Annotated in this window: 19 protein-coding genes; 12 read left to right on the plus strand and 7 right to left on the minus strand. The window is 30.1% G+C overall.

What is annotated here, in order from left to right; genetic code table 11:
* The 3 genes from rnc (at position 1) to pyk (ending at position 2,729) form a co-directional block, all read left to right on the plus strand.
* Positions 1-738: a ribonuclease III gene (rnc, locus tag ES045_RS02470; RefSeq protein WP_147111811.1), complete on the plus strand. Its 738-nt coding sequence runs from the start codon at positions 1-3 to the stop codon at positions 736-738.
* A 91-nt stretch (positions 739-829) separates the two neighbouring features.
* Positions 830-1,300 carry an IPExxxVDY family protein gene (locus tag ES045_RS02475; RefSeq protein ID WP_147111814.1) on the plus strand — a complete coding sequence of 157 codons (471 nt, stop codon included), beginning with the start codon at positions 830-832 and terminating at the stop codon, positions 1,298-1,300.
* A 1-nt stretch (position 1,301) separates the two neighbouring features.
* Positions 1,302-2,729 carry a pyruvate kinase gene (pyk, locus tag ES045_RS02480; protein WP_147111816.1) on the plus strand — a complete coding sequence of 476 codons (1,428 nt, stop codon included), beginning with the start codon at positions 1,302-1,304 and terminating at the stop codon, positions 2,727-2,729.
* A gap of 221 nt (positions 2,730-2,950) precedes the next feature.
* Here the strand turns inward: pyk and ES045_RS02485 are convergent, their stop codons facing one another.
* On the minus strand, positions 2,951-5,248 hold the full coding sequence (locus ES045_RS02485) for a M28 family peptidase (protein WP_147111819.1): 2,298 nt from the start codon (positions 5,246-5,248) through the stop codon (positions 2,951-2,953).
* Positions 5,249-5,354: 106 nt separating this feature from the next.
* Between ES045_RS02485 and ES045_RS02490 the strand changes: the two genes are divergently transcribed.
* On the plus strand, positions 5,355-5,822 hold the full coding sequence (locus ES045_RS02490) for a CBS domain-containing protein (RefSeq protein ID WP_147111822.1): 468 nt from the start codon (positions 5,355-5,357) through the stop codon (positions 5,820-5,822).
* Here ES045_RS02490 and ES045_RS02495 read toward each other — a convergent pair whose 3' ends face one another.
* On the minus strand, positions 5,823-6,176 hold the full coding sequence (locus ES045_RS02495) for a hypothetical protein (RefSeq protein ID WP_147111825.1): 354 nt from the start codon (positions 6,174-6,176) through the stop codon (positions 5,823-5,825). It abuts the gene before it with no gap.
* A 178-nt stretch (positions 6,177-6,354) separates the two neighbouring features.
* Between ES045_RS02495 and ES045_RS02500 the strand changes: the two genes are divergently transcribed.
* The 5 genes from ES045_RS02500 to ES045_RS02520 all read left to right on the plus strand — a co-directional run bounded on the left by ES045_RS02500 (position 6,355) and on the right by ES045_RS02520 (position 10,437).
* On the plus strand, positions 6,355-6,693 hold the full coding sequence (locus ES045_RS02500) for a single-stranded DNA-binding protein (protein ID WP_147111828.1): 339 nt from the start codon (positions 6,355-6,357) through the stop codon (positions 6,691-6,693).
* Between the two features lie 107 nt (positions 6,694-6,800).
* On the plus strand, positions 6,801-7,280 hold the full coding sequence (locus ES045_RS02505; RefSeq protein WP_223267158.1) for a hypothetical protein: 480 nt from the start codon (positions 6,801-6,803) through the stop codon (positions 7,278-7,280).
* A gap of 102 nt (positions 7,281-7,382) precedes the next feature.
* A complete protein-coding gene (locus ES045_RS02510) occupies positions 7,383-8,315 on the plus strand; it encodes a hypothetical protein (RefSeq protein ID WP_147111834.1) in 933 nt (310 codons plus the stop codon).
* A 220-nt stretch (positions 8,316-8,535) separates the two neighbouring features.
* On the plus strand, positions 8,536-9,288 hold the full coding sequence (locus tag ES045_RS02515) for an SDR family NAD(P)-dependent oxidoreductase (RefSeq protein ID WP_147111837.1): 753 nt from the start codon (positions 8,536-8,538) through the stop codon (positions 9,286-9,288).
* A gap of 6 nt (positions 9,289-9,294) precedes the next feature.
* Positions 9,295-10,437 (plus strand): ATP-binding protein, encoded by a 1,143-nt coding sequence (locus tag ES045_RS02520; protein WP_147111840.1) that lies wholly within the window; start codon positions 9,295-9,297, stop codon positions 10,435-10,437.
* 642 nt (positions 10,438-11,079) lie between these two features.
* Here the strand turns inward: ES045_RS02520 and ES045_RS02525 are convergent.
* Both ES045_RS02525 and ES045_RS02530 read right to left on the minus strand, forming a co-directional pair.
* Entirely contained in the window at positions 11,080-12,270 is a 1,191-nt protein-coding gene (locus ES045_RS02525; protein ID WP_147111843.1) for a DUF1501 domain-containing protein, read from the minus strand.
* A 98-nt stretch (positions 12,271-12,368) separates the two neighbouring features.
* The gene (locus ES045_RS02530; protein ID WP_147111846.1) at positions 12,369-13,742 is read right to left on the minus strand and encodes a DUF1800 family protein; all 1,374 of its coding nucleotides are present in this window, start codon (positions 13,740-13,742) and stop codon (positions 12,369-12,371) included.
* 117 nt (positions 13,743-13,859) lie between these two features.
* Between ES045_RS02530 and ES045_RS02535 the strand changes: the two genes are divergently transcribed.
* Together ES045_RS02535 and ES045_RS02540 are read left to right on the plus strand one after the other, a co-directional pair.
* Positions 13,860-14,321, plus strand: a complete 462-nt coding sequence (locus ES045_RS02535) for a (2Fe-2S)-binding protein (RefSeq protein ID WP_147111849.1) — start codon at positions 13,860-13,862, stop codon at positions 14,319-14,321.
* Between the two features lie 89 nt (positions 14,322-14,410).
* A complete protein-coding gene (locus ES045_RS02540) occupies positions 14,411-16,627 on the plus strand; it encodes a xanthine dehydrogenase family protein molybdopterin-binding subunit (protein WP_147111852.1) in 2,217 nt (738 codons plus the stop codon).
* Positions 16,628-16,781: 154 nt separating this feature from the next.
* Here ES045_RS02540 and ES045_RS02545 read toward each other — a convergent pair whose 3' ends face one another.
* Positions 16,782-17,798, minus strand: coding sequence for a helix-turn-helix domain-containing protein (locus tag ES045_RS02545; protein ID WP_147111855.1), 1,017 nt, complete (start codon positions 17,796-17,798; stop codon positions 16,782-16,784).
* A gap of 328 nt (positions 17,799-18,126) precedes the next feature.
* Between ES045_RS02545 and ES045_RS02550 the strand changes: the two genes are divergently transcribed.
* Entirely contained in the window at positions 18,127-18,435 is a 309-nt protein-coding gene (locus ES045_RS02550; RefSeq protein ID WP_147111857.1) for a hypothetical protein, read from the plus strand.
* 368 nt (positions 18,436-18,803) lie between these two features.
* Here ES045_RS02550 and ES045_RS02555 read toward each other — a convergent pair whose 3' ends face one another.
* Positions 18,804-19,340, minus strand: coding sequence for a hypothetical protein (locus tag ES045_RS02555; protein ID WP_147111860.1), 537 nt, complete (start codon positions 19,338-19,340; stop codon positions 18,804-18,806).
* Positions 19,341-19,475: 135 nt separating this feature from the next.
* Positions 19,476-21,209: a CHASE3 domain-containing protein gene (locus tag ES045_RS02560; protein WP_223267159.1), complete on the minus strand. Its 1,734-nt coding sequence runs from the start codon at positions 21,207-21,209 to the stop codon at positions 19,476-19,478.
* Between the last annotated feature and the right edge of the window lie 15 nt (positions 21,210-21,224).

Consider the following 21,224-nt stretch of genomic DNA (forward strand, 5'->3'; position numbering starts at 1 on the left):
ATGAATTTTATTCGTAAAATAGTTCAGTCTCATTCTAAAGAGGATGCAGAATTTCATAACGAATTAAAAAAATTACTTAATTTTTCTCCAAGAAAAATAAATAAATATAAAAAGGCGTTTACTCACAGATCTATTCAAATGTTAGATCGAAAGGGAATTCCTATTAATTACGAACGTTTAGAGTTTTTAGGAGATTCTATTTTAGGTTCTGTAATTGCTGCATATTTATATAAAAAAGTTCCTACAGGTACAGAAGGGTATTTAACGCAAATGCGCTCTAAAATTGTAAGTAGAGAACATTTAAATGAATTAGGAAAAGACTTAGACCTAATTCGGTTTGTAAAAAGTAACATAGACCAAGGCAGTGTTGGCGACAATATTCATGGTAATATTTTTGAGGCTTTAGTAGGTGCTATTTATTTAGACAAAGGATATAATTTTTGTCAGAAATTTATTTACAAGAATGTAATTGTACCTTACGTAGATATAGAAAAACTAGAAGGTAAAATTACAAGTTACAAAGGCTTAATTATAGAGTGGTGCCAAAAACAAAAGAAAAAATATACTTTTGATACGTATGAAGATTCTGGCAATGACCCTATAAAGCATTTTAGTGTTAAGATAAGTATCGATGGCGAGCAAATAGCCAAAGGAAGAGCTACTTCTAAGAAAAAAGCAGAAGAACAAGCTTCAAAAAGAGTGTATTTCGCTTTCCAAAATCAAATTTCTTTAGATTAAAGCGATAACGTTTTCGTTAAAATAACTTAGAATACTCGTAAACTATTAGTAATTTAGCAAGATTAAAAAACTAAGAGTAAATTTACAACGTATGCAAATTCATGCTTTAGGTTTAGATGATTTTTCTGAAGAAGAATATTCTTTAATAGGTATTCATACAGCTTTAGAAGACTACAAGCTAGCGTATTTACTTAATAAAAATTTAAACACACACTTTTCTAAATCTCAAAAAAATTTAGAATTTGAGAACGATAAAGATAGCGCATCATTTTCTATCTTTAATTTCTCTAGTAAAAAATACGACTTTGATTGGTTTTTAATAGCCAATAGTTCTAAAAGAGAAAACCTAACAGAATCAAACGGATTGCTGTTAACAACAGAAACAAGAACATACTTAATTCCAGAAAAGAAAAAAGTAGATTTTTTTATTAAAATTTCTGGGGAAGTCGCTGCAGATTATGTTGAAAGCGCAGTAAGTAAAATTAAAAATATTGAACAGATTATTACCTCTTATTCAATAGATAAAAACACATTAAAGTCTAAAGACTTTTTAATATTTTAATATGACAGATTATAAAAAAACCAAGATAGTTGCAACCTTAGGTCCGGCAACAGATTCAAAAGAAATTTTAACAAATTTAGCCAAAGAAGGTGTAAATGTTTTTAGAATTAATTTCTCACATGCAGAATATGAAAATGTTAAGAAGACTGTAAAAACAATTAGAGAAATTAACGAAGAAAATGGTTATAATGTTGCCATTTTAGCAGATTTACAAGGACCAAAATTACGTGTTGGTGTAATGGAGGAAGGTGTTGTTTTAAATGACGGAGACCTTTTTACTTTTACCACAGAAAAATGTATTGGTACTAATAAAAAAGCATTTATGACGTATCAGCGTTTTCCTAAAGACGTAAAAGTTGGAGAGAAAATTATGGTAGATGATGGGAAATTACTTTTTGAAGTAGTTTCTACAGACAAAGACAAAGAAGTAGTTGTAAAAACAATTGTTGGGGGTCCTTTAAATTCTAAAAAAGGAGTAAACTTACCAAATACAGCAATTTCTTTACCAGCATTAACTAAAAAAGATAAAGAAGATGCAATTTTTGCATTGAGCTTAAATGTAGATTGGATGGCACTTTCTTTTGTAAGAACGCCAGAAGATTTAAGAATGTTACGTGATCTTATAGATGAGCATTCAGATTATAGAGTTCCTGTAATTGCAAAAATAGAAAAGCCAGAAGCTGTAGAAAATATAGATTCTTTAATTCCTTATTGTGATGGTTTAATGGTTGCTCGTGGAGATTTAGGTGTAGAAATTCCGATGCAAGACGTTCCATTAATTCAGAAGAAATTAGTAAGACGTGCAAAAAGAGCAAGAATTCCTGTAATTATTGCAACGCAAATGATGGAAACAATGATTGACAATGCTGTACCAACAAGAGCAGAGGTTAATGATGTTGCCAATTCTATTATGGACGGTGCAGATGCCGTAATGCTTTCTGGTGAAACTTCTGTAGGGAAACACCCTATTAGAGTAATTCAAAAAATGGCAGAGATTATTAAAGCTGTAGAAAACTCTAGAATGATTAAAGTGCCGTTAGATGCACCTCATATTAGAACCAATAGATTCATTACAAAAGCTGTTTGTCATCATGCCGCTTTAATGGCAAATGATATCGATGCAACTGCAATTTCTACCTTAACAAATAGTGGGTATACAGCGTTTCAAATATCTGCTTGGAGACCACAATCTAAAATATTAGCATTCTCATCTGAAAGAAGAATTTTAGGAAAATTAAACTTACTTTGGGGTGTAACTGCTTTTTATTACGATAAGAACTTAAGCACAGATGATACAGTTGTAGACATTAACAGACTTTCTAAGGAAAAAGGATATGTTAAAGAAGGAGATTTAATGATTAATCTTACCTCTATGCCAGTTGAAGCAAAGGGTATGGTAAATACACTAAGAGTTTCTGAAATAGACTAAAATACTACTTAATACAATTTTAAAAAGCATTCTAATTTTCTAGAATGCTTTTTTTATGCTTTAAATTTAATGGTAATACTTTTTGTTATTAGAAGCTATTTCCTGCTTTCCACTATATCTTTTTACCGAAAAAGGTAAAAAGGATGCCGTTTCAATCAGGGCTAGACTAGTTAATACGCTTTTGTTACTTGTAGCTACCACGTAATTTTTTTATTCAATTATTATAACTTCAGTTTTTTAGAAGTCATAATGGCATCATTAGTAACAAAAGGCATTGGCATCATTTCCTCTGATCTTGGTTTTAGATGAAAGTTTTTATTAGAAAGTAGATTGTAAGAAATTTCATTTAAAATAAGTTCTAATTCTTGCCCAACATCCACAGTAAAAGAAAGTGTTACCTCTTTGTCGTTATTTCCTAAATGATATACTAGAAAAGTGCCGCTTTCTAAACGATATTTTTTTCCATCGTTTACCAACACATCATTTACTTTAAACTGTTGTAAAGTCAATTTATTTTTTGTGATAAACTCTAACTTATTAATTTTTCTTTTCGGAGAAACAATCAATTCTAAAAAACGTTTTTCACCAATTAAAGTATCTAATTCGATATTAATTTCCGACGTTGGTATGTTCTTAAAAGCTGTTTTTTTAGAATATTTAAAACGAGTATTGTATTTGCTTTTTGTTTCTGCATTTTCAAGACCTCCTTTTGTGAAATCACCATTAAAAACTTGTGCTGTATAACTATCTAATGTTGTGTTATAGGTTCCATAATAAGCAGTTTTAGTATCAAAATTTTCAACATAAACCATACTGTTTGGTTTCTTATTGTCAATAGAAAACCCGCTATTATAGGTTGCAATTCCTAAAAATAAAAGCGCTAAAAATCCCGCCCATTTTTGTGTCCAAAAAGATTTTTTTTGATGAAAGGAGAGCACCATCAACCCAAAAACCAACACAATAAAAATAGCACTAACAAATAGAATTTTTAACCCCAAACCCACCGGAAACATTTTTACCAATGGCGCAAAAATATAAATGGTTGGAATCGATAAAAAAGTGAATAAAATTCGTTTTGATTTGTCTTCTAAATTCAAGAAAATAGCCACTGCTAAAATTAAAAGCGCACAAATAACCGGAATTATAAAAAAGCCAGCACCTTTTAAAAAGCTACTAATTATAAAATTAATAACGAGCCAAAAGAAGATTGGTGCAATTAATAAATTGGTCGTTTTCTCTTCTTTAGCTGTGCGTCTGTAAATAGTAAAAAGCAACCACAAATTCAAAAATACAAATGCAGCAATATATTGGTAGCCATTGTAGGTGAAACCATGTAAAATGTCATTATAATGTGGGTGAATTAGTAACAATAACTGCCACAATCCGAATGAAATACCGCCACACAAAACCAATGAAACTAAAAACGGAATGAAACCTTTGAAAATTCCTTTTGCATCAATTTTATTTGAAGTAAATCCGAAAAATAATAAGATGATAAAAATGATTGTACAAATAATAGCCATTGGAAAAACCCAAGAAAAAGGAAAGGTTGCTAATTTTACAAACGGAAAATTTACATACACAAAATCTTCCTCTGAATTTAAGTTTGTTAAATCTGAATTTGAAAAATAATTTAAAGAAGTTGTAAAATAATCTGCTTGATGTAAAAGTGTTTCTCTGTCTAAACGTTCATAAGAATCTTGTGCCGTATGATAATCGAAATGATCGCCAATAAAGGCAAAATTAAAGCCATTGATATCAGATTTTTCTCTAAAAACAGTCAAATCGGTATCATTTGGTAATTTTTTATAGATAGAATACATCAAAGAATTTGCTGCAGGAAAGTTGGGTTTAGTTGCTAAAAATTCCGAGAGTAATTTGCTGTTTTTTCCATTGGTTTCCATCAACATATAACTTGGGCCACCGCTTCCACGAGCTTCAAAATTTAAAACCAAACCAATATCTTTGGTCCAAGGATGGTTGTCTACAAATGCCTGCGCGCCTAATAAACCTAATTCTTCAGCATCAGAAATTAGAATAATAATATCGTTTTTAGGTGTTTCTTTCTTTGCTAAATAAGCCCTTAAACCTTCTAAAATAGTAACAACACCAGAACCAGCATCACTTGCGCCCAGAGAAGAATGCGGATTCGAATCATAATGCGTTAGTAGCATTAATGCTTTCTCTGAACTTGTACCTTTTAGTTTTGCAATTATATTTTCTGCTGTAGTTGCTGCAAACCATTTTTTATTGATGGCTGTTTGTGTTTGAATTTCTGTTTCAAATCCCATTTTTTGCAATTCAGTAACAATATAATGCTGAACTTTTTTATGTTCTTCAGAGCCTACAAAATGCGCTTCTTTACTAATTTCTTTTAGATGATGAAGGGCGTTATCTATAGAGAAATCTGTTCCTAAGATTGTTTTATTGGAAGGTAAAGACGGCTTTAAATCGGCAAAACTCCAATAAATTACTCCTAACATTATGAGTACAGAAATTATGGTAGAGAATCTTTTCATGAGAAAAATTTATTTCTATAAATGTATGAAATAAAAAAAACTTTGATCAAAAGTAATAAGTGTCAGAAAATTTGCTAACTTTCATTCGAACTAAACTACTATTATTATGGGAATTAAGAGTTTTCAAGGAAAAAGAGAAACCAATCAAGAAAAGGACGAAGCACAGATTTTAGTGTCAGATTATATGACTATAAACTTAATTACTTTTAAAGAGGAAGATTCTTTAGATCATGTAATAGAGCAGTTAATTACGCATAAGATCTCTGGAGGACCGGTTGTAAATGATAAAAATGAATTGGTTGGTATTATTTCTGAAACCGATTGTATCAAACATATTTCTGAAAGTAAATATTACAACATGCCTTCGGATACAAATAATACTGTAGGAAAATACATGGTTAGAGGTGTGGATACCATTGACAAAAATATGAATATTTTTGATGCTGCATTTAAGTTTATTTCGTCTCATAGAAGAAGATTTCCTGTTGTAGAAAACGGAAAGTTAATAGGACAATTAAGTCAGAAAGATGTTTTAAAAGCTGCGATGAAAGTAGAGGGAAATACCTGGAAATAATTATTTTTCTTTCCGAATTAATAAAAAAGTATCATTTTCTAAAGCTAAATATCCTTCATTATAAATATAGAAATAAGTGTTCCCCGTTTTTGTTTTATAGATGGAGGTAAAGAACTGAAAATCGAAACCTTTGTCATATAATTTGGTTCTTGTTACTTTCATTTTACCAGAAACATTTAATTCAGATAAAATTTTATAATTTTTTCGAAGTCGATTATTAATGTTTCTAATGAGATTTTTACTGTCTTTATGTACGCTATTATTATGTGCGTTTCTACAATAATCTGAACAGAATTTCTTATCTACTCTACCTTTTACGGGTTCTTTACATTCTAAACATTCTCTTGTTTCCATTTTGTAAAGATACATTAAATTATCCGTTTACAAACGACTACAAATAATTACAACCGAAAGTAATTGTTTTGTAACCGAATAAAACTAGGGTTGTGTCGCAACTTTGCAGTGTCAAACAAATTGACAAAAACAAATTATAAATTACACTTCAAATAAAAGTGTTTAAAAAACTTATCTTATGAATACGTTAAGAAACAAAGTACAGTTAATTGGTAGATTAGGTCAAGAACCAGAAATAGTAACCTTTAAAGATGGGAACAAAATGGCAAAATTTTCTATGGCAACAGATGACAGTTACAAAGACAAAGATGGCAACAAAGTAGAACGTGCTTATTGGCACAACATTATTATTAAAGGCGGCTTGGTTACTGTGGTAGAAAACTATGTAAATAAAGGACAGGAAATTGCTGTAGAAGGAAAATTAACCAATAGATCTTATGATACTAAAGAAGGTGAAAAAAGATATGTTACAGAGATTTTGGTGAATGAATTGTTGTTGTTAGGAAGTAAACAATAAGAATAATTTTGATTTGAAAAGAATAAAATCCGCTCAATTGAGTGGATTTTATTTTATCTTGGCATAGCATTTGAAATAATTTATAGAAACCTCAGAAAATGAAAATTATGAAAATTTTATCAATCTTAACTATTATAGTAAGTTTTTCTCAATGTGGAAGTAATAAGTTTGTTAAAAATCCGTCATTTAAAGTAGAACAAGCAGTTTATAATAATTGGGTTGGTGGGCAACCAGGAGTTACTGGCACTAAGTTAGAAATTCATTTAAAAAATGCTGCATCCATTAATTTTGATTCTTTATATTTTCAAAATAAAATCACCAAAGTAGAGGTGATACAATTAGACGATAAATTACAATTAATTGGTCATTTTTCAACATCAAAAAAACAAAAGAACGATATCATATTAGATGCAGATCCTGCTAAAGAATTTCAAAATACACCACCTAATTTAGAGAAATTCCCTTTTGATTTAAAAGATAATGAAGCTATTCTTAGTTATAAAAAAGGAAAAAAAACAGTGTTTTTTAAGATTTTAAATATAAAAGAAGTTCAAGCTGTAGCCTTTCCATCTGCAAATAGAAAATAATTAAACACCTAATTAATAGTACGTAAGCCGCTAAATTATTAGCGGTTTTATTTTTGGCACGTATTTTGAATATTTGTAACTGTAACATTAAAACTACAGCGTATGAAATCTTTAAAACTACTTTTTACATTTATCATCACAGGAGCATTATTAAGCTCATGTACCACAGTTTTTGAAGACGACTTTAGAGACAACGAAACCTCTTTAGAAGAAGTTGTTTCTGGTTACGACTTGTGGTATGTAGATTATCACAGAACAATTGGTAACGGAGAAATTCCTTTTGTAACCAAAGCATTTACAATGTCTTTTTTAAACGGAACATTATATGCAAACAACAACATTGCAGATATTGGTTTTACGGGAAACGGGTTAGGAATAGATGTTGGAAGTTATAATACTTTCTCGGGAGTTTTGGAAACGAATCACGATTTAGATGGTAGAAACGATTTTGAAGTAACAGTTACTTCTAACAATGAAATTAGATTGTATAATTATAGACAAAATGTTACCTATTTTTTAATTGGGTACCAAACAAATACATTCGACTATGACAAGTTGTTTTATGAAAACATAGAGTACTTTCTACAAGAGTATGCAGCTTGGGAAAAAACAACTACAACGGGTGGAGTTCCGAATGCTTTTGATGCGGAGAATTACCTACAATTTACGCCAGAAAATATAACAACATTTTATAGTTCTCAAGACAACTTTGGCACACAAATTGCAAATATAAATTGGAGCTACGTTGGCGGATATGAAGTGTTTGATGTAACGGGTTATGAAGACCTAAAAATCGTAACACTTAATTATGATGGCGGAGATATTGAAGAGTTTGAATTGAGCGTTATAAATGATGGAAAGATTCGTCTATACAACGTAGACTCGGAAACAACGTATGATTTTAAAGGAAGAGGTTTCATTCAATATTTAAAGAGTAGCAAAATAGAAAAAAGTGCGAAATCTGTTGTAAGGAATTCAGATAGAAAACGTACTAAAATAGAAAGAAAAACAAAGGTTAGAAGAAATTTAAAATAAAGTTTGGTTAGTTGATTTTTGGTTGGTTACTTCATAATAACCAATTGAAAGAGGAACCGTCCTGAGGAGGACGGTTTTTTCTTGTTCATAATTTATGAAAAATATCTTCTTTTAGAACCCCTTGTCATCTTTTGTTTTCATAATTTTAGGTCGGGTTTGGCGCAGTCGAAACTTAATCGTTAATCCTATTTCTCTTTTAATTAAGTATTTAAAATAACGTATGAAACCAACAGCATTTATAACAGGCGCAACATCTGGTATTGGAAAAGCAACAGCAGAAATTTTTGCAAAAAATAATATTCGATTAATTCTCTGCGGAAGAAGGGCAGATCGTTTAGAAAAAATTCAAAAAGAATTAAGTGAATTAACAGAAGTTACTACTTTGCAATTTGATGTTTCTAAAAGAAATGAAGTAGAAAATGCAATAAAATCGCTTCCAGAAAATTTTAAAAGAATAGATATTTTAATTAATAACGCCGGTAATGCCCACGGATTGTCTTCTATACAAGATGGAGATATAGATGATTGGGATGCTATGTTAGATAGCAATGTAAAAGGATTGTTATATGTTTCGAAAGCAATTTTTCCTCAAATGATTGCAAGAAATAGTGGTTTTATTTTAAATATTGGCTCTATTGCAGGGAAAGAAGTGTACCCGAATGGAAATGTATACTGTGCTTCTAAACATGCTGTAAATGCCTTAAATAAGGCAATGAGAATCGATTTGAATAAACATAATATTCGTGTTTCGGCAATTCATCCAGGAGCTGTAGAAACAGAATTTTCAGAAGTTCGTTTTAAGGGAGATACAGAAAAAGCTAAAAATGTATATGCTGGCTATAAAGCGTTACAAGCAGAAGACATTGCAGATATTATTCATTTTGTGGTAACAAGACCGTATCATGTAAATATCGAAGATTTAATAGTATACCCAACAGCACAAGCAAGTGCAACGATTATGAATAAAAACTAAGTTCTTGTGATAAACAAACGCCTTTTAATTAAAAACTTACTTTCTCACAATGATGAGAACAGTTTTTATGACAAAAAGCAAAAATTATCTTTTGATTCTAAAGATGGAAAAGCGAAGTTCTTAAAGCATATTTGTGCATTTTCAAACTCGAATCCGTTCAACAATTCTTACATTATAATTGGTGTCGAAGATGAAGAAAATAAGATTCTTGGAGTCGATTTTTTTGACGATAGTAAAATACAAAACTTGGTAAATGCGTATTTGAAAAATCCACCAAAGATTGAATATGAGAATGTTCGTTTTCCTAGTTTGCCTCGTCATAAAGTAATTGGTTTGGTAACTATTTATCCGAATAACAAAATTACTTCGTTACTTAAAAATGCTTGGAAATATAGAAAAGATACCATTTTTTATAGAAGAGGTAGTAATTCTATGCCTTTTTTAGGAGATAATTTTGTACTTAAAAACACCAATAAAGAAACAGTTGCAGCCATTGAAAAAAATGCAAGTAATAATATAGAATTAACGCTAGATGGCGTTTTCGATTTTATTAAGAATCATAAACCAGAGTACAATCCACAATACAAGGTTTTTAACGAGCAATTTGTAGTGTGTTGGGCAGGAGAACAAAAGATTATTAATGGCGAAGTTTACTTCTCTAGAGTAGATATAGAGTTGATAAATGAGCAAGTTCAACTCTTTTTTTCTGCGTTAGATGATGTGCAGATTACCTATAATAAGAAGTCTTTTATTATTACCGAATATATTTATCTAGGTTTAGAAAAGCAAGAGGAATACTTTCCTTTAGAGAAAACAATTATTCACTTTAAAGAAAACGGAAAACATGATATTGTAAGAGAATTTCTTTTTCAGCCACCGGTTTTTAAGAATGAAGTTATGGTTGATATTTATAATAATTGCAATTTAATTGTTCGAAAAATTGAACAAAACAAATTGCTTTCTTTAACAGAGCAGGAAGAGGTTTTACGTTTGCCAACAAATTATTTAATTTGTTATTTACATGGTTTTTTAGATGCTGAAGAACAACTTAAAATGGCAAAGAGTTATATAAAAAACTTAGAAGAAGAGTCTACTTACATAAAATATAAAGAAACGCTGCGTATTATTCGAAAAGTAAAGTATCATTAAATAAAAAAGGCTGTAAATCTATATTTACAGCCTTTTTTGTTTATTTCATTAAAAATAATTACGCTCTAGATTTGCGTTTCTTCATTTTTTTATCTTCTAATTTCTTTAGAATTTTTTCTTGCTTTTTGTCGTTTAATTCTGCTTTTGTAAGCTTTTTTCTTAATACAGCCATGATATTATTATTTTAAGTTTATGTAAAAAAAGAACATCTTCGTAAACCCTAAATTAATACACTATTCTATATGCGAGTAGAGGTATTCAATATGTTTTTTGAATATCTTCTGTGAGAAATAATGTAGTAGAGTTGTTCAGGCACACTCGATATGCCTGACTAATGCACAAAGATAATTTTACGTTTTCTATACATTGCAAAATAAAAAGAAGCACAAAACAAGCTACGGACTAGCGTCTCATAAAAACCATGTAAATATTTTCTTTTTATTCTGTTCATTGCAGTGTTACAATCAAAAATAATAATTAAAGATAAAGATAGCCATAAGATTTCATCTTACCTAATTTTAATATGGTGTTTAAATTTTTATAAGGAAAAGTATCAGATTTTATAATAATAGCTATTTTTAATCGCGATAATTTATCTTCTTTTAACAACAGTAAATGCGTTTATTTTATGCACCTAAACTATTAGACAAATTTTAATTTAGAAAAATTATTATTCAAAATTGCTTTATCATCAACTTGCAACCATTTGTCTAAAATTGTAGCGTAAACTTCTCTAAAATCAACTTCATATTGTAGGTTTCCGTTGGCATCTAAATTGGCTAAATTTGGTACATCATTATACAAACCTTGTTTCTTTAAGTTTTTACCAATTAGAAAAACATTGTTTGCTGCACCATGATCTGTTCCTTGAGACTCATTTTGCTGCACACGTCTTCCAAATTCAGAAAAAGTAAGAATTAGTACATCATCAAAATTGTTGTTTTTTTGTAAATCGTCAACAAAAACCTCCATACTTTCTGCGTATGTTTTTAACAATCTTGCTTGTGTATTTGGCTGATTGGCATGCGTATCAAAGCCTGTTAAACCGGCATAAAAAACCTGCGTATCTAATCCGGAATTTATAAATTGAGAAATGGTTTTTAATTGCTTTCCAAATAAGTTCTTCGGATAATTATTGGAGGCAGCTTTTATCTTTGTCTTTTCAAAAATATACTTTGCAGAAGATTTTGCATCAATCATTGTAGTGTATAAATACCCCAAATTATGTTCGCTTAAATGTGCGTCTGCATTCGCGTTTATTACATTTCTATAGAAAGGCTCTCGTAAAGAATTGTACAGGGTTTTAGAGTCTGTAACTGCCAATCCGTTTTGTGTTTTCCCTTTCAATAATAAAGACAAAGATTCATCTACTTCTATCGCTTTTGTTGGTGTTCCTTTGGTGAAGTCTAAATAACGACCCACCCAACCATTTTGTAAAAACTGATGACTATCGCTTGCTGTTTGCCAAATATCTGTAGCTCTAAAATGTGATAAATTAGGGTTCGGATACCCAACATTATTTATAATACTTACAAAACCTTTTTCGTACAAATTATGCAACGCTTGTAGGCTTTTATGAAGGCCAACTTCATCAGAAATTTTTAAGGTTTCATTCTCTTTTAAAGCGATGTTTTTTCGTTGTTGATAATAGATGTCATTTCTAAAAGGGACCACCGTATTTAACCCATCATTACCTCCTTTTAATTGAATAATTACAATTTTTTTATTGCCAAATTTTTCTGTTGCAATTTGTTCAAAAGCTTTTAAAAACTGCGGAACAAAAAACATGCTCGAAGCAAAAGTGGTCTGTTTTAAAAAATCTCTACGTTTCATAGGTTCGATTTTATTATTTTTATAGCTACTAAATGGTTTCTTTAAATGTACCTATTAAATAGGTGAAGTATACTTTCAATGAGGTTTCTATGCTACATTTAGCAAAGTTGGTATTCTGGTAATGACATTAATTGCACACAAAAATCTTTCATTGGTATGCTTAGATTTTTTAGCAATAATTGCTGTGTTCCAGAATTTATCTCTGAGGTTAAAACAAACGGAATTAACTCTTTATTTGAATATTCTTTATAGTTCTTTTCAAAAGAAACCCAAGCTACTTTTGTTTTTATAAAAGCTTTCCTTTTTAATCTTTTAGATTTTAAATCTGTAACCATGGTTTCCTCGTCTCCCGTATCTGAATACGTAATTTCGGCATTATTCAACAAAATAGAAGGCAATCGCAAACGTCTTACTAAGGTGTTGCTATCAATCCAATTTCTTCCTGTTTGCCAACCCGCAACATTTGGCGGACGCATAAGTGTTTGCCCTAATAAACGCTGTACCAATAAGACTTGTTTTGGTTTTTCAAAACTATAAGGAATTATTGTATGAATTCCTGCTAACAATTCTACTGGCGATTTTATTTTCGTTCCAATATTTTCAGTAGTATAAAACCAATCTGAAAGTAAAACAAAACGCATTAATTTTTCAATATTATAATCTTTAAAGAAAACGGTTGTCATTTCTTCTACATGATTTTTATTGATGTTTTCATTTACGAAATAACTGTATATTTTCTCTGATATATGCCTTGCACATTGTTTTTGTGCTAGAATTATATGTACAATATCGTCTCCATTAAAATTACCTTTTTTACCAAAAAAAGTTTTTTCACCTTCATCATGATGTTTTCTACGCATTACAAATTCTCCTCTAAAATTATGGTTATAACCTGTAAAAGCTCTGGCAGCTTCTTTAATATCTGTTTCTGTATAATTGCCTTGTCCTAAGGTGAAAAGTTCCATTAATTCTCTTGCAAAATTCTCATTGGAACTTTTCTTCTTATTTTGTTTGTTATTTAAATATGCTAACATTGCCGCTTCTTTAGAAACTATTTTAGTGAAATTAGCAAAATTGCCAAAAGCATTTGTTCTTAGCATGTTGTTATAATTTTGTGCGTAAAGAATGTTTCTACTCTCGCAGACAAAATGATTTGTCCAAAAAAGCGTCATTTTTTCTCTAAACATTTCTGTAGGGTTTAGAATTCTATCTACCCAAGCAATAGAAAAATCATCTACTTTTTTTCTACTTATTTTTTGAAGCTCTTTTCTTCTTTCTTTATTTTTAAAATCAGCAGGTTTTAGACCTTTTAAAAAGGAAAGATCTACTTTTAAAGGAGTCGTTTTTATTGATGAATGAAAGATTTCATCAATAATTTTTCGTTTACTTTTCTTAGACAAACGTTCTAATTCTTTTGGGGAAATACCAAACCCAACTCTATTAAATAAATGTTGTACGTGTGCTGATTTCATGTTGTTTAGACTTCATTATTTAAACAAGGTTTAATTTAAACAATCTTAAGGTAAAATTAGAATAAAAAAATAACCACAATTTTTTGTAACTTACCTCCATAATTTAAAACCACTTTTATGCCAAATTACACTTTAAACGTTAATGGAAAACAAGTTGCTGTTTCTGCAGATGAAGATACACCGTTACTTTGGGTTTTGCGAGATGAACTAAACTTAGTAGGTACAAAATTCGGGTGCGGTATTGCACAATGTGGAGCTTGTACTGTGCACATAGATGGTGTTGCAACAAGAAGTTGCCAAATGCAAGTTTCTATTCTAGATGCTGTGAAAATCACAACAATAGAAGGTTTGTCTAAAGATGGAAACCACCCTGTACAAGAGGCTTGGAAAGAAATTGATGTGCCACAATGTGGGTATTGTCAAGCAGGTCAAATTATGACAGCTTCTGCATTCTTAGCAGAAAATAAGCGTCCGTCTGAAGAAGAGATACGAAACGCAATGCATGGTAATATTTGTAGATGCGCTTCTTATAATAGAATAGAGAAGGCAGTGAAAGTTGCTTCAGAAAAAATGTCATAATTCAAAAAATGATTTCCCGAAGTTTTTACGAAGAGGAAAACCTTGAAATTGTCATTCCAGTGAAAACAGGAATCTAAAAATTAAGAAAAATGAAACTACACAATAAAGATAATTTTAGTCGAAGAAACTTTTTAAAAACATCTGTTTTAGCAGGAGGAGGAATGTTAATTGGTTTTAATTTGCTAACAGCCTGCAAGCCAGGAGTAAAAATGCCCGTAGATATTGCAAATTTAAACTTTAACGATTTTAACGCATTTATAAAAATTTCTGATGAAGGGTATGTCACCATTTTTTCTCCAAATCCAGAAATAGGGCAAGGTGTAAAAACCTCTATGCCAATGATTATTGCAGAGGAACTAGATGTAGATTGGAAAAACGTAACGGTTGCACAAGGTGTTTTAGATACAAATAATTATACAAGACAAGTTGCTGGTGGTAGTCAATCGATACGTTTTAGTTGGGGTGCTTTAAGACAAACAGGCGCAACTGCAAAACAAATGTTGGTAAATGCGGCGGCGGTAAAGTGGAATGTTGCTGCAGCAACTTTAAAAGCTTCTAAAGGTATTATAACAAATGCAAACGGAGAAACATTAGGCTATGGAGATGTTGTAAAAGAAGCGGCATTATTAGAGGTTCCTGAAGGTGTTCAGTTGAAAGATGCTAAAGATTTTACAATAATCGGACAGGAAATTGTAAATGTAGATATTGATAAAATTATCACAGGAGCATCATTATTTGGTCTAGATTACAAGACAGAAGGAATGGTAATTGCATCTGTTTTAAGACCTCCAGCTTTTGGGCAAAAATTAAAAAGTTTTAATGCTTCGGAAGCAAAAAAAGTAAACGGGGTAATCGATGTAATCACCATCGGAGATAAAGTAAGAAAATACGTTGCAGCCGGTAAAGGAAACTGGACTTTCAAATTATCTGAAACAGATAAGGTTGTTGTAATTGCAGAAAATACTTGGGCAGCAATAAAAGGTAAGAAAGCACTTTCTGCTGTTTGGCAAACAGCCTCTAAAGCAGAAACTACAGAAGCACATGACGCAATTCTAACCGATATTTTAGATGGTAAAAACCTAAGTACAAAAAGAGAAGATGGTAATTTAAAAGAAGCTTTTGCTACGGCAGATAAAGTTGTTGAAAAAACCTATCATTCACCATTTTTACCACACAATTGTATGGAACCGATGAATTTTTATGCAAATGTAACTGCAGAGAAAGTTCATTTGGTTGGGCCTGTTCAAACACCAGAGTTTGCAGCCTCTGTTGTTGCAGAAATGTTAGAGTGCGACCTTGAAAAGGTTCATTTAGAAATGACAAGAATGGGTGGTGGCTTTGGTAGAAGACTGTACGGCGATTTTGTTTACGAGGCTGCAGAAATAGCTGCGGTAATTAAAAGGCCAGTTAAAGTTGTTTCTACAAGAGAAGATGATATGACCACAGGTATTTACAAACCTTCTGTAAAATATAGAATAAAAGCAGCTTTAAAAGACGGAAAAGTAACAGGCTACCACTTAAAAGAAGCTGCTATAAACGGCAATATGTACGGTTTAATTCCTAACTTTTTTCCTGCGGGATGTATTCCTAATTATAAAGTGGAGACAGGAAACTATAATAGTAATATTACAACAGGAGCTTGGAGAGCACCGTACACTAACTTTTTAGCATTTGCAGAACAAAGTTTCTTTGATGAGTTGGCTACAGAATTAAATATAGATCCTATTCAATTACGTTTAGATTTATTGCAAAATGTAAAAGGATCAACAGATAAAAGAATAGAATATTCTGGTCAAAGAATGGAAGATACTATTAAATTAGTAAGAGAAAAAGCCAATTGGGGCAACGTATCTAAAGGGGTTTACCAAGGTTTTTCAGCGTATTATAGTCACAATACGCATGTTGCAGAGGTTGCAGATATTGAGTTAAAAAACGGACTTCCTATTATTAAAAAAGTAACGGTTGCTGTAGATTGTGGTGTTGTTGTAAACCCAACTGGTGCAAGAAACCAAGTTGAAGGTGGTGTTATAGACGGAATAGGACATGCGATGTATTCGGATTTCTCTTTTAAGGATGGCAAACCAGAATACAAAAATTTTGATACTTTTAGATTGATAAGAATGAACGAAACCCCAAAAGTAGAGGTTCATTTTGTAGAAAATAATTTGTCGCCAACAGGTTTAGGAGAACCAGGTTTACCTCCTGCAGGTGGTGCTGTTGCGAATGCCATTAATGCAGCTTTAGGTAAAAGAATTTATAGCCAGCCTTTTATAAAAGAATTAAATAAAAGTAATGTTTTAGGATAATTATTGTAGTGAGACTGAGACTCTAATAATCTTATAAATCAATTGAAATAAATAAATAGTTTCTTAAAATTAAAAGAACCTCGAGATATCAACTATCTCGAGGTTCTTTTTCTTTGTACACCTTCTCAACTTATATTAATTTTTTTTAAAAAGATTATGCAGATGCAGCTATTTTATTTTTCTTCTTATAATCTCTAGGAGAGCAGTTATATTTTTCTTTAAACCTTTTAGAAAAATAACTACGACTAGAAAAACCTAAACTGTAAACAATTTCCGAAATACTTAAATCTGTATTTATTATTAACTCCTCAGATTTTTTTAAACGAACAGATCTAATATATTCACAAATAGTTAATCCGTGCATTAGTTTGAAACCTTCTTGTATCTTTGCTGCGGTAAGTCCTGTTTTGCGAGTTAAATTATTAATTTTGTGGTCTAAATCTGGATAATTGCTGATGTACTCAGTTAAATCTTTAATTAGTTCCAATTCGCTTTTTGTTAGAGAGTTCGCAGTAGTGTTAGTAGAACTGGTATCTTTTTTATGTTGCTCTATTTCTAAAGCCAAAATAAGGTTTACAGTTCCTTTTAATAATAATGACCTAACAAGACCTTCATTTTTTACCGCTTTTAACTGTTTAATATGTTCAGCAATTTTAAGATTGTATGATCCCAGGTAAATATAATCTGCTTTCTTCTCTGTAATAAATGTCGTTTTAAGAGCGCTGTTAATTTCAGATGATGTTCCATTTTTTGCCGCTGTATTTATAGAAATTATAGTTGTGTTTGTTGCTACACCTTTAAATAAAGTAATTGTATTTTTTTCTGAAACAATATTAGATAAAATACTTGTTTGAAAAGTTTCAATTGTATTTGTAGTTTTATTATTTTGAAATGAGTGAGAAATTTTACCCTTAGAACAGTATACAAAGTTAATATGTTTGCCAACTTTAGAGTCTATATCTATCTGAAGGTCATGGTTTGTAGTAATATTAAATTCTAATAAACTAACACCATCTTCAAAGCTAATAGAACGGATGGTTCCTGTACCTATGCTATTATTAATTGTAAGAAATTGTTCTTTAGGTGTTGCGTTTAATGTTCCACCAATTTCTTTTTGTAAGTTATTAAAAAAAATATTTAAGCCGTTTAATTTAGAATTTACAGTGATCATAGTTGGGTAGATTTTTTAATTATTACTTATTGTTGATTTTAAATAGTTGAATTAAAGTTTGTTTAATCTATGTTTAAAATCATGCTACAAAGAAAGCACAACCTAAAACTTTTCATGTTACAGAATTTTATCAGATTGTTATAAAATTACAGAATTTGTTAATTTTTTGATAAAATTTTATTTATAAACACCTGTTTAATAGGTTTTTGAATATTGGTTCTCGTTTTTGTTTATGAATTATATAATGTTTTAAGGAAATTATATAAGTTCACTAACTATAATATGCTTTAGTTTTAGACCTCTGATGAACCTCTAAAAACAATTAGACATGAAAAACTTAATATTAGTATGTGCTTTCTTTTCTGTTACATTATTAACAGGAGCTAAAACAATAGATTCTAACAATGTAGGTTTAGACAATACACATCAAGAAAATAAAATAATTGCAACTTTTGATGGCGCAGAAGGAAATTATTTTTTCTTCACAGATTCACAAGAGAATGCACTTCAATTTGAAAATATAGCGCCGAATGTTGTAAGAAATTATAATTTAGTTGCTGGTGATTATATTGGGTATAATTTTGAAATCACCTATAATAACACAAAAATTATAGCATTAAAAAGGATTGCTAATTAATTAATTTTTCTATTTTTAGAATAAGGATAGAGTATAATTTCTGCAATTTTACGAGATAATTTTTCATGTAAAATTTTTGGTGTATACCAATTTTTTGCATGTTTTTTTTTGTCTTAATACCATAACTTGTACATTAATAAATGGTTACACTGTCTGGTTTTCAACAGTAAAAATCTATAAGCTTAGAGAAAGCTTACAACTAAAATAAATTATTGTTTTCAATCTTGTATCCAAATAATCCTACAAGTATTGCAAATAATAGCAGTAAGTGAATTCCCATAGAATCTAGAGAGAAAACAAAATAACCGAAGGACCAAGTTATTACTATAAGAACAGCTAAGGTGTAAAAGAAGGTCTTCATGCTGTATTTAATTTTTGTTTATAATACTTTTAATATTATATTTTTGCTCTTGTATAAAGTCACCAGAGTCGTTTGCAAAAACATGTATAGCTGTATTATTAGAATTATTAACAAGCCTTTTGAGAACATCTAATTGATTATCAATCAGTGTATTTAAGTTTTTAAGAAGTTTAAATTCATTTTTTTTTTCCTTATAGGATGAATTTTTATCATGGAATACAACCTCGTTAACATGAGGCAATAAAATTAATTCATCTCTAGAAATTTCTTTTAAATTATTTAAACGTTTTGTGATGTTTCTATTAAAAAAATTTAAAAACATTTTTACTTCTGTTGATAAATTTTCATTAGTTTTTATGTAATTATTATAACTAATTATTTGAATGTAGTTTTTAGTTGCCATCACTAAAAGCTTTGCGTCTTCTTGATTGCTGTAAATTTTAGCTTCTTCTATTTTACTAGAATTATTTGAATCACAAGAAATTATTGTAAATAAGAAAAAAACATAGAGAAAACTTCTTACTATTTTTTTATTAGTCTTCATAATGTATCTGATATTTGATACTATAAAGGTCTAAAAAGAAAGCGTTTGTATTGTTATAGAATTAAGTGTAGAATTTATAGAATTGCCATACTCTGTATCAAAGATAGAAGTTTTTTACTGTTGGAATATAAAAGATTATTTTAAAGGCAAAAATACTTCGAAAACTGCGCCCTCGTTTAATTGGCCTTCTGCATAAATACAGCCTTGATGATTTTCTACTATTTTCTTACAAATAGACAATCCTATTCCTGTTCCAGAATATTCGTTCTTATTGTGTAATCTACTAAAGAGGACAAAAATATTTTCTGCATATTCTTGGTCGAAACCAATACCATTGTCTGCAAAAGTTATGCAGTGGTAGTAATTGTATTTTGTGTTTTTTAATTTAGAAATCTTATTAGCGTCTACTTTCGAATAAGAAATAGTAATAGTTGGCACTGTTTTAGTTTTACTATATTTAAGAGAGTTTCCAATTAAATTTATAAATAATTGCTGAATCTGAAAAGAAATAACAGTCAGAACAGGTATGGCATCTGAAGTAATTATTGCACCTTTTTCTGAAATAATTTCTGCCAATTCTTGTTTTGCATTCTCTAACAAAATATTCATATTTGTTACTTCTAAAACTTCTTCAGACTTATTAGTTCTAGAGAATTGTAATAAATCGTCAATTAACAAACGCATTCTTGTAGAAGAGTTTTTTATTCTTTTTAAGTATAAAGTACCTTTTTCAGATAAATTTATTGCTTCCTTGTCTTCTAACCTAGAAATAAATGTTTGAATTTTACGCAAAGGTTCTTGCAAATCGTGACTTGCAACATAGTTAAAAGAAGACAACTCTTTGTTGTTTCGTTCTAACTCTAGATTTCTTTCTTCAAGCAGTCTGTAGTTTTCAATTTCATCTGTAATGTCTGCAGTTGTTCCTAAAAGTCTTTTTTGACCATCGTCATTAATAAGAGTTTTACCGTACGCTTTAAAATGCCTTATGTTTCCATTCTTTTGAACAACTTTATAATAGATAAAAGGAAGATTTTCTTCCTCCATCATTTTTTGAATTTGATTTTTAAATTTTTCTACATCTTCTGGATGTACAAAAGCTGTAAAATTAGTTAAAGTTGCTTCAAATGATTGTGGCTGCTCACTCAATAAACGATATAAATTATCTGAGAATTCAAACCTATTTTCTTCAACAAACCAAGTCCAATTACCGTGTTTACTTACAATTTCAGACTGATTTGTAGATTCTTTAAATATTTCTAATTGTTCATTTTTAAACTTAAAGATCTTTAAATTTCTACTTATTCTCGAGTATGTTAATAAAAGAAGTAATAGTGCAATTATTAAAATAGAATAGATAATAAGAGGTGTATTTGTGAGACTTTTACTATTTAATTCTTTGCGTAGGTGTAATAATTTATTTTGATAAGCAATCATCTTGTTAATTTCAAGACGGATAGCATCCATGGTATTTTTGCCATCAATTAGAAGCAAATCAAACTCTTTAGAGTTCAAGTTATCTTCATCGGAATACTTAAAACTCTGATCGATATTTTTTAAATTTTCATCAATTAGAACCGTAAGCGCTCTTAAGTTATTTTGCTGTATAGTGTCTTGCTTTGTCAATTCTTTTAGTTTAGCAAAACTATTGTTGGTGTTTTCTCTACCTGTAAAAAAAGGTTCTAAAAATACAGTATCTTTAGAAATAAGAAAACCTCTTTGACTAGTTTCGCCATCTAAAAGGTACGTAAGAATGCGCTCAAGCTCTATATTAACTTCATAAGTATGTGCTACCAAATCAAAAGATTTAATAAGCTTTTGTATGTGTTTGTAAGCAAAACCTCCCATACATAACACTATAAAAAGGCTCAAACCAAAAGTTATTTT

The sequence above is a fragment of the Polaribacter sp. IC073 genome, from assembly GCF_007997075.1.
In the GTDB taxonomy this organism is placed as follows: domain Bacteria; phylum Bacteroidota; class Bacteroidia; order Flavobacteriales; family Flavobacteriaceae; genus Polaribacter.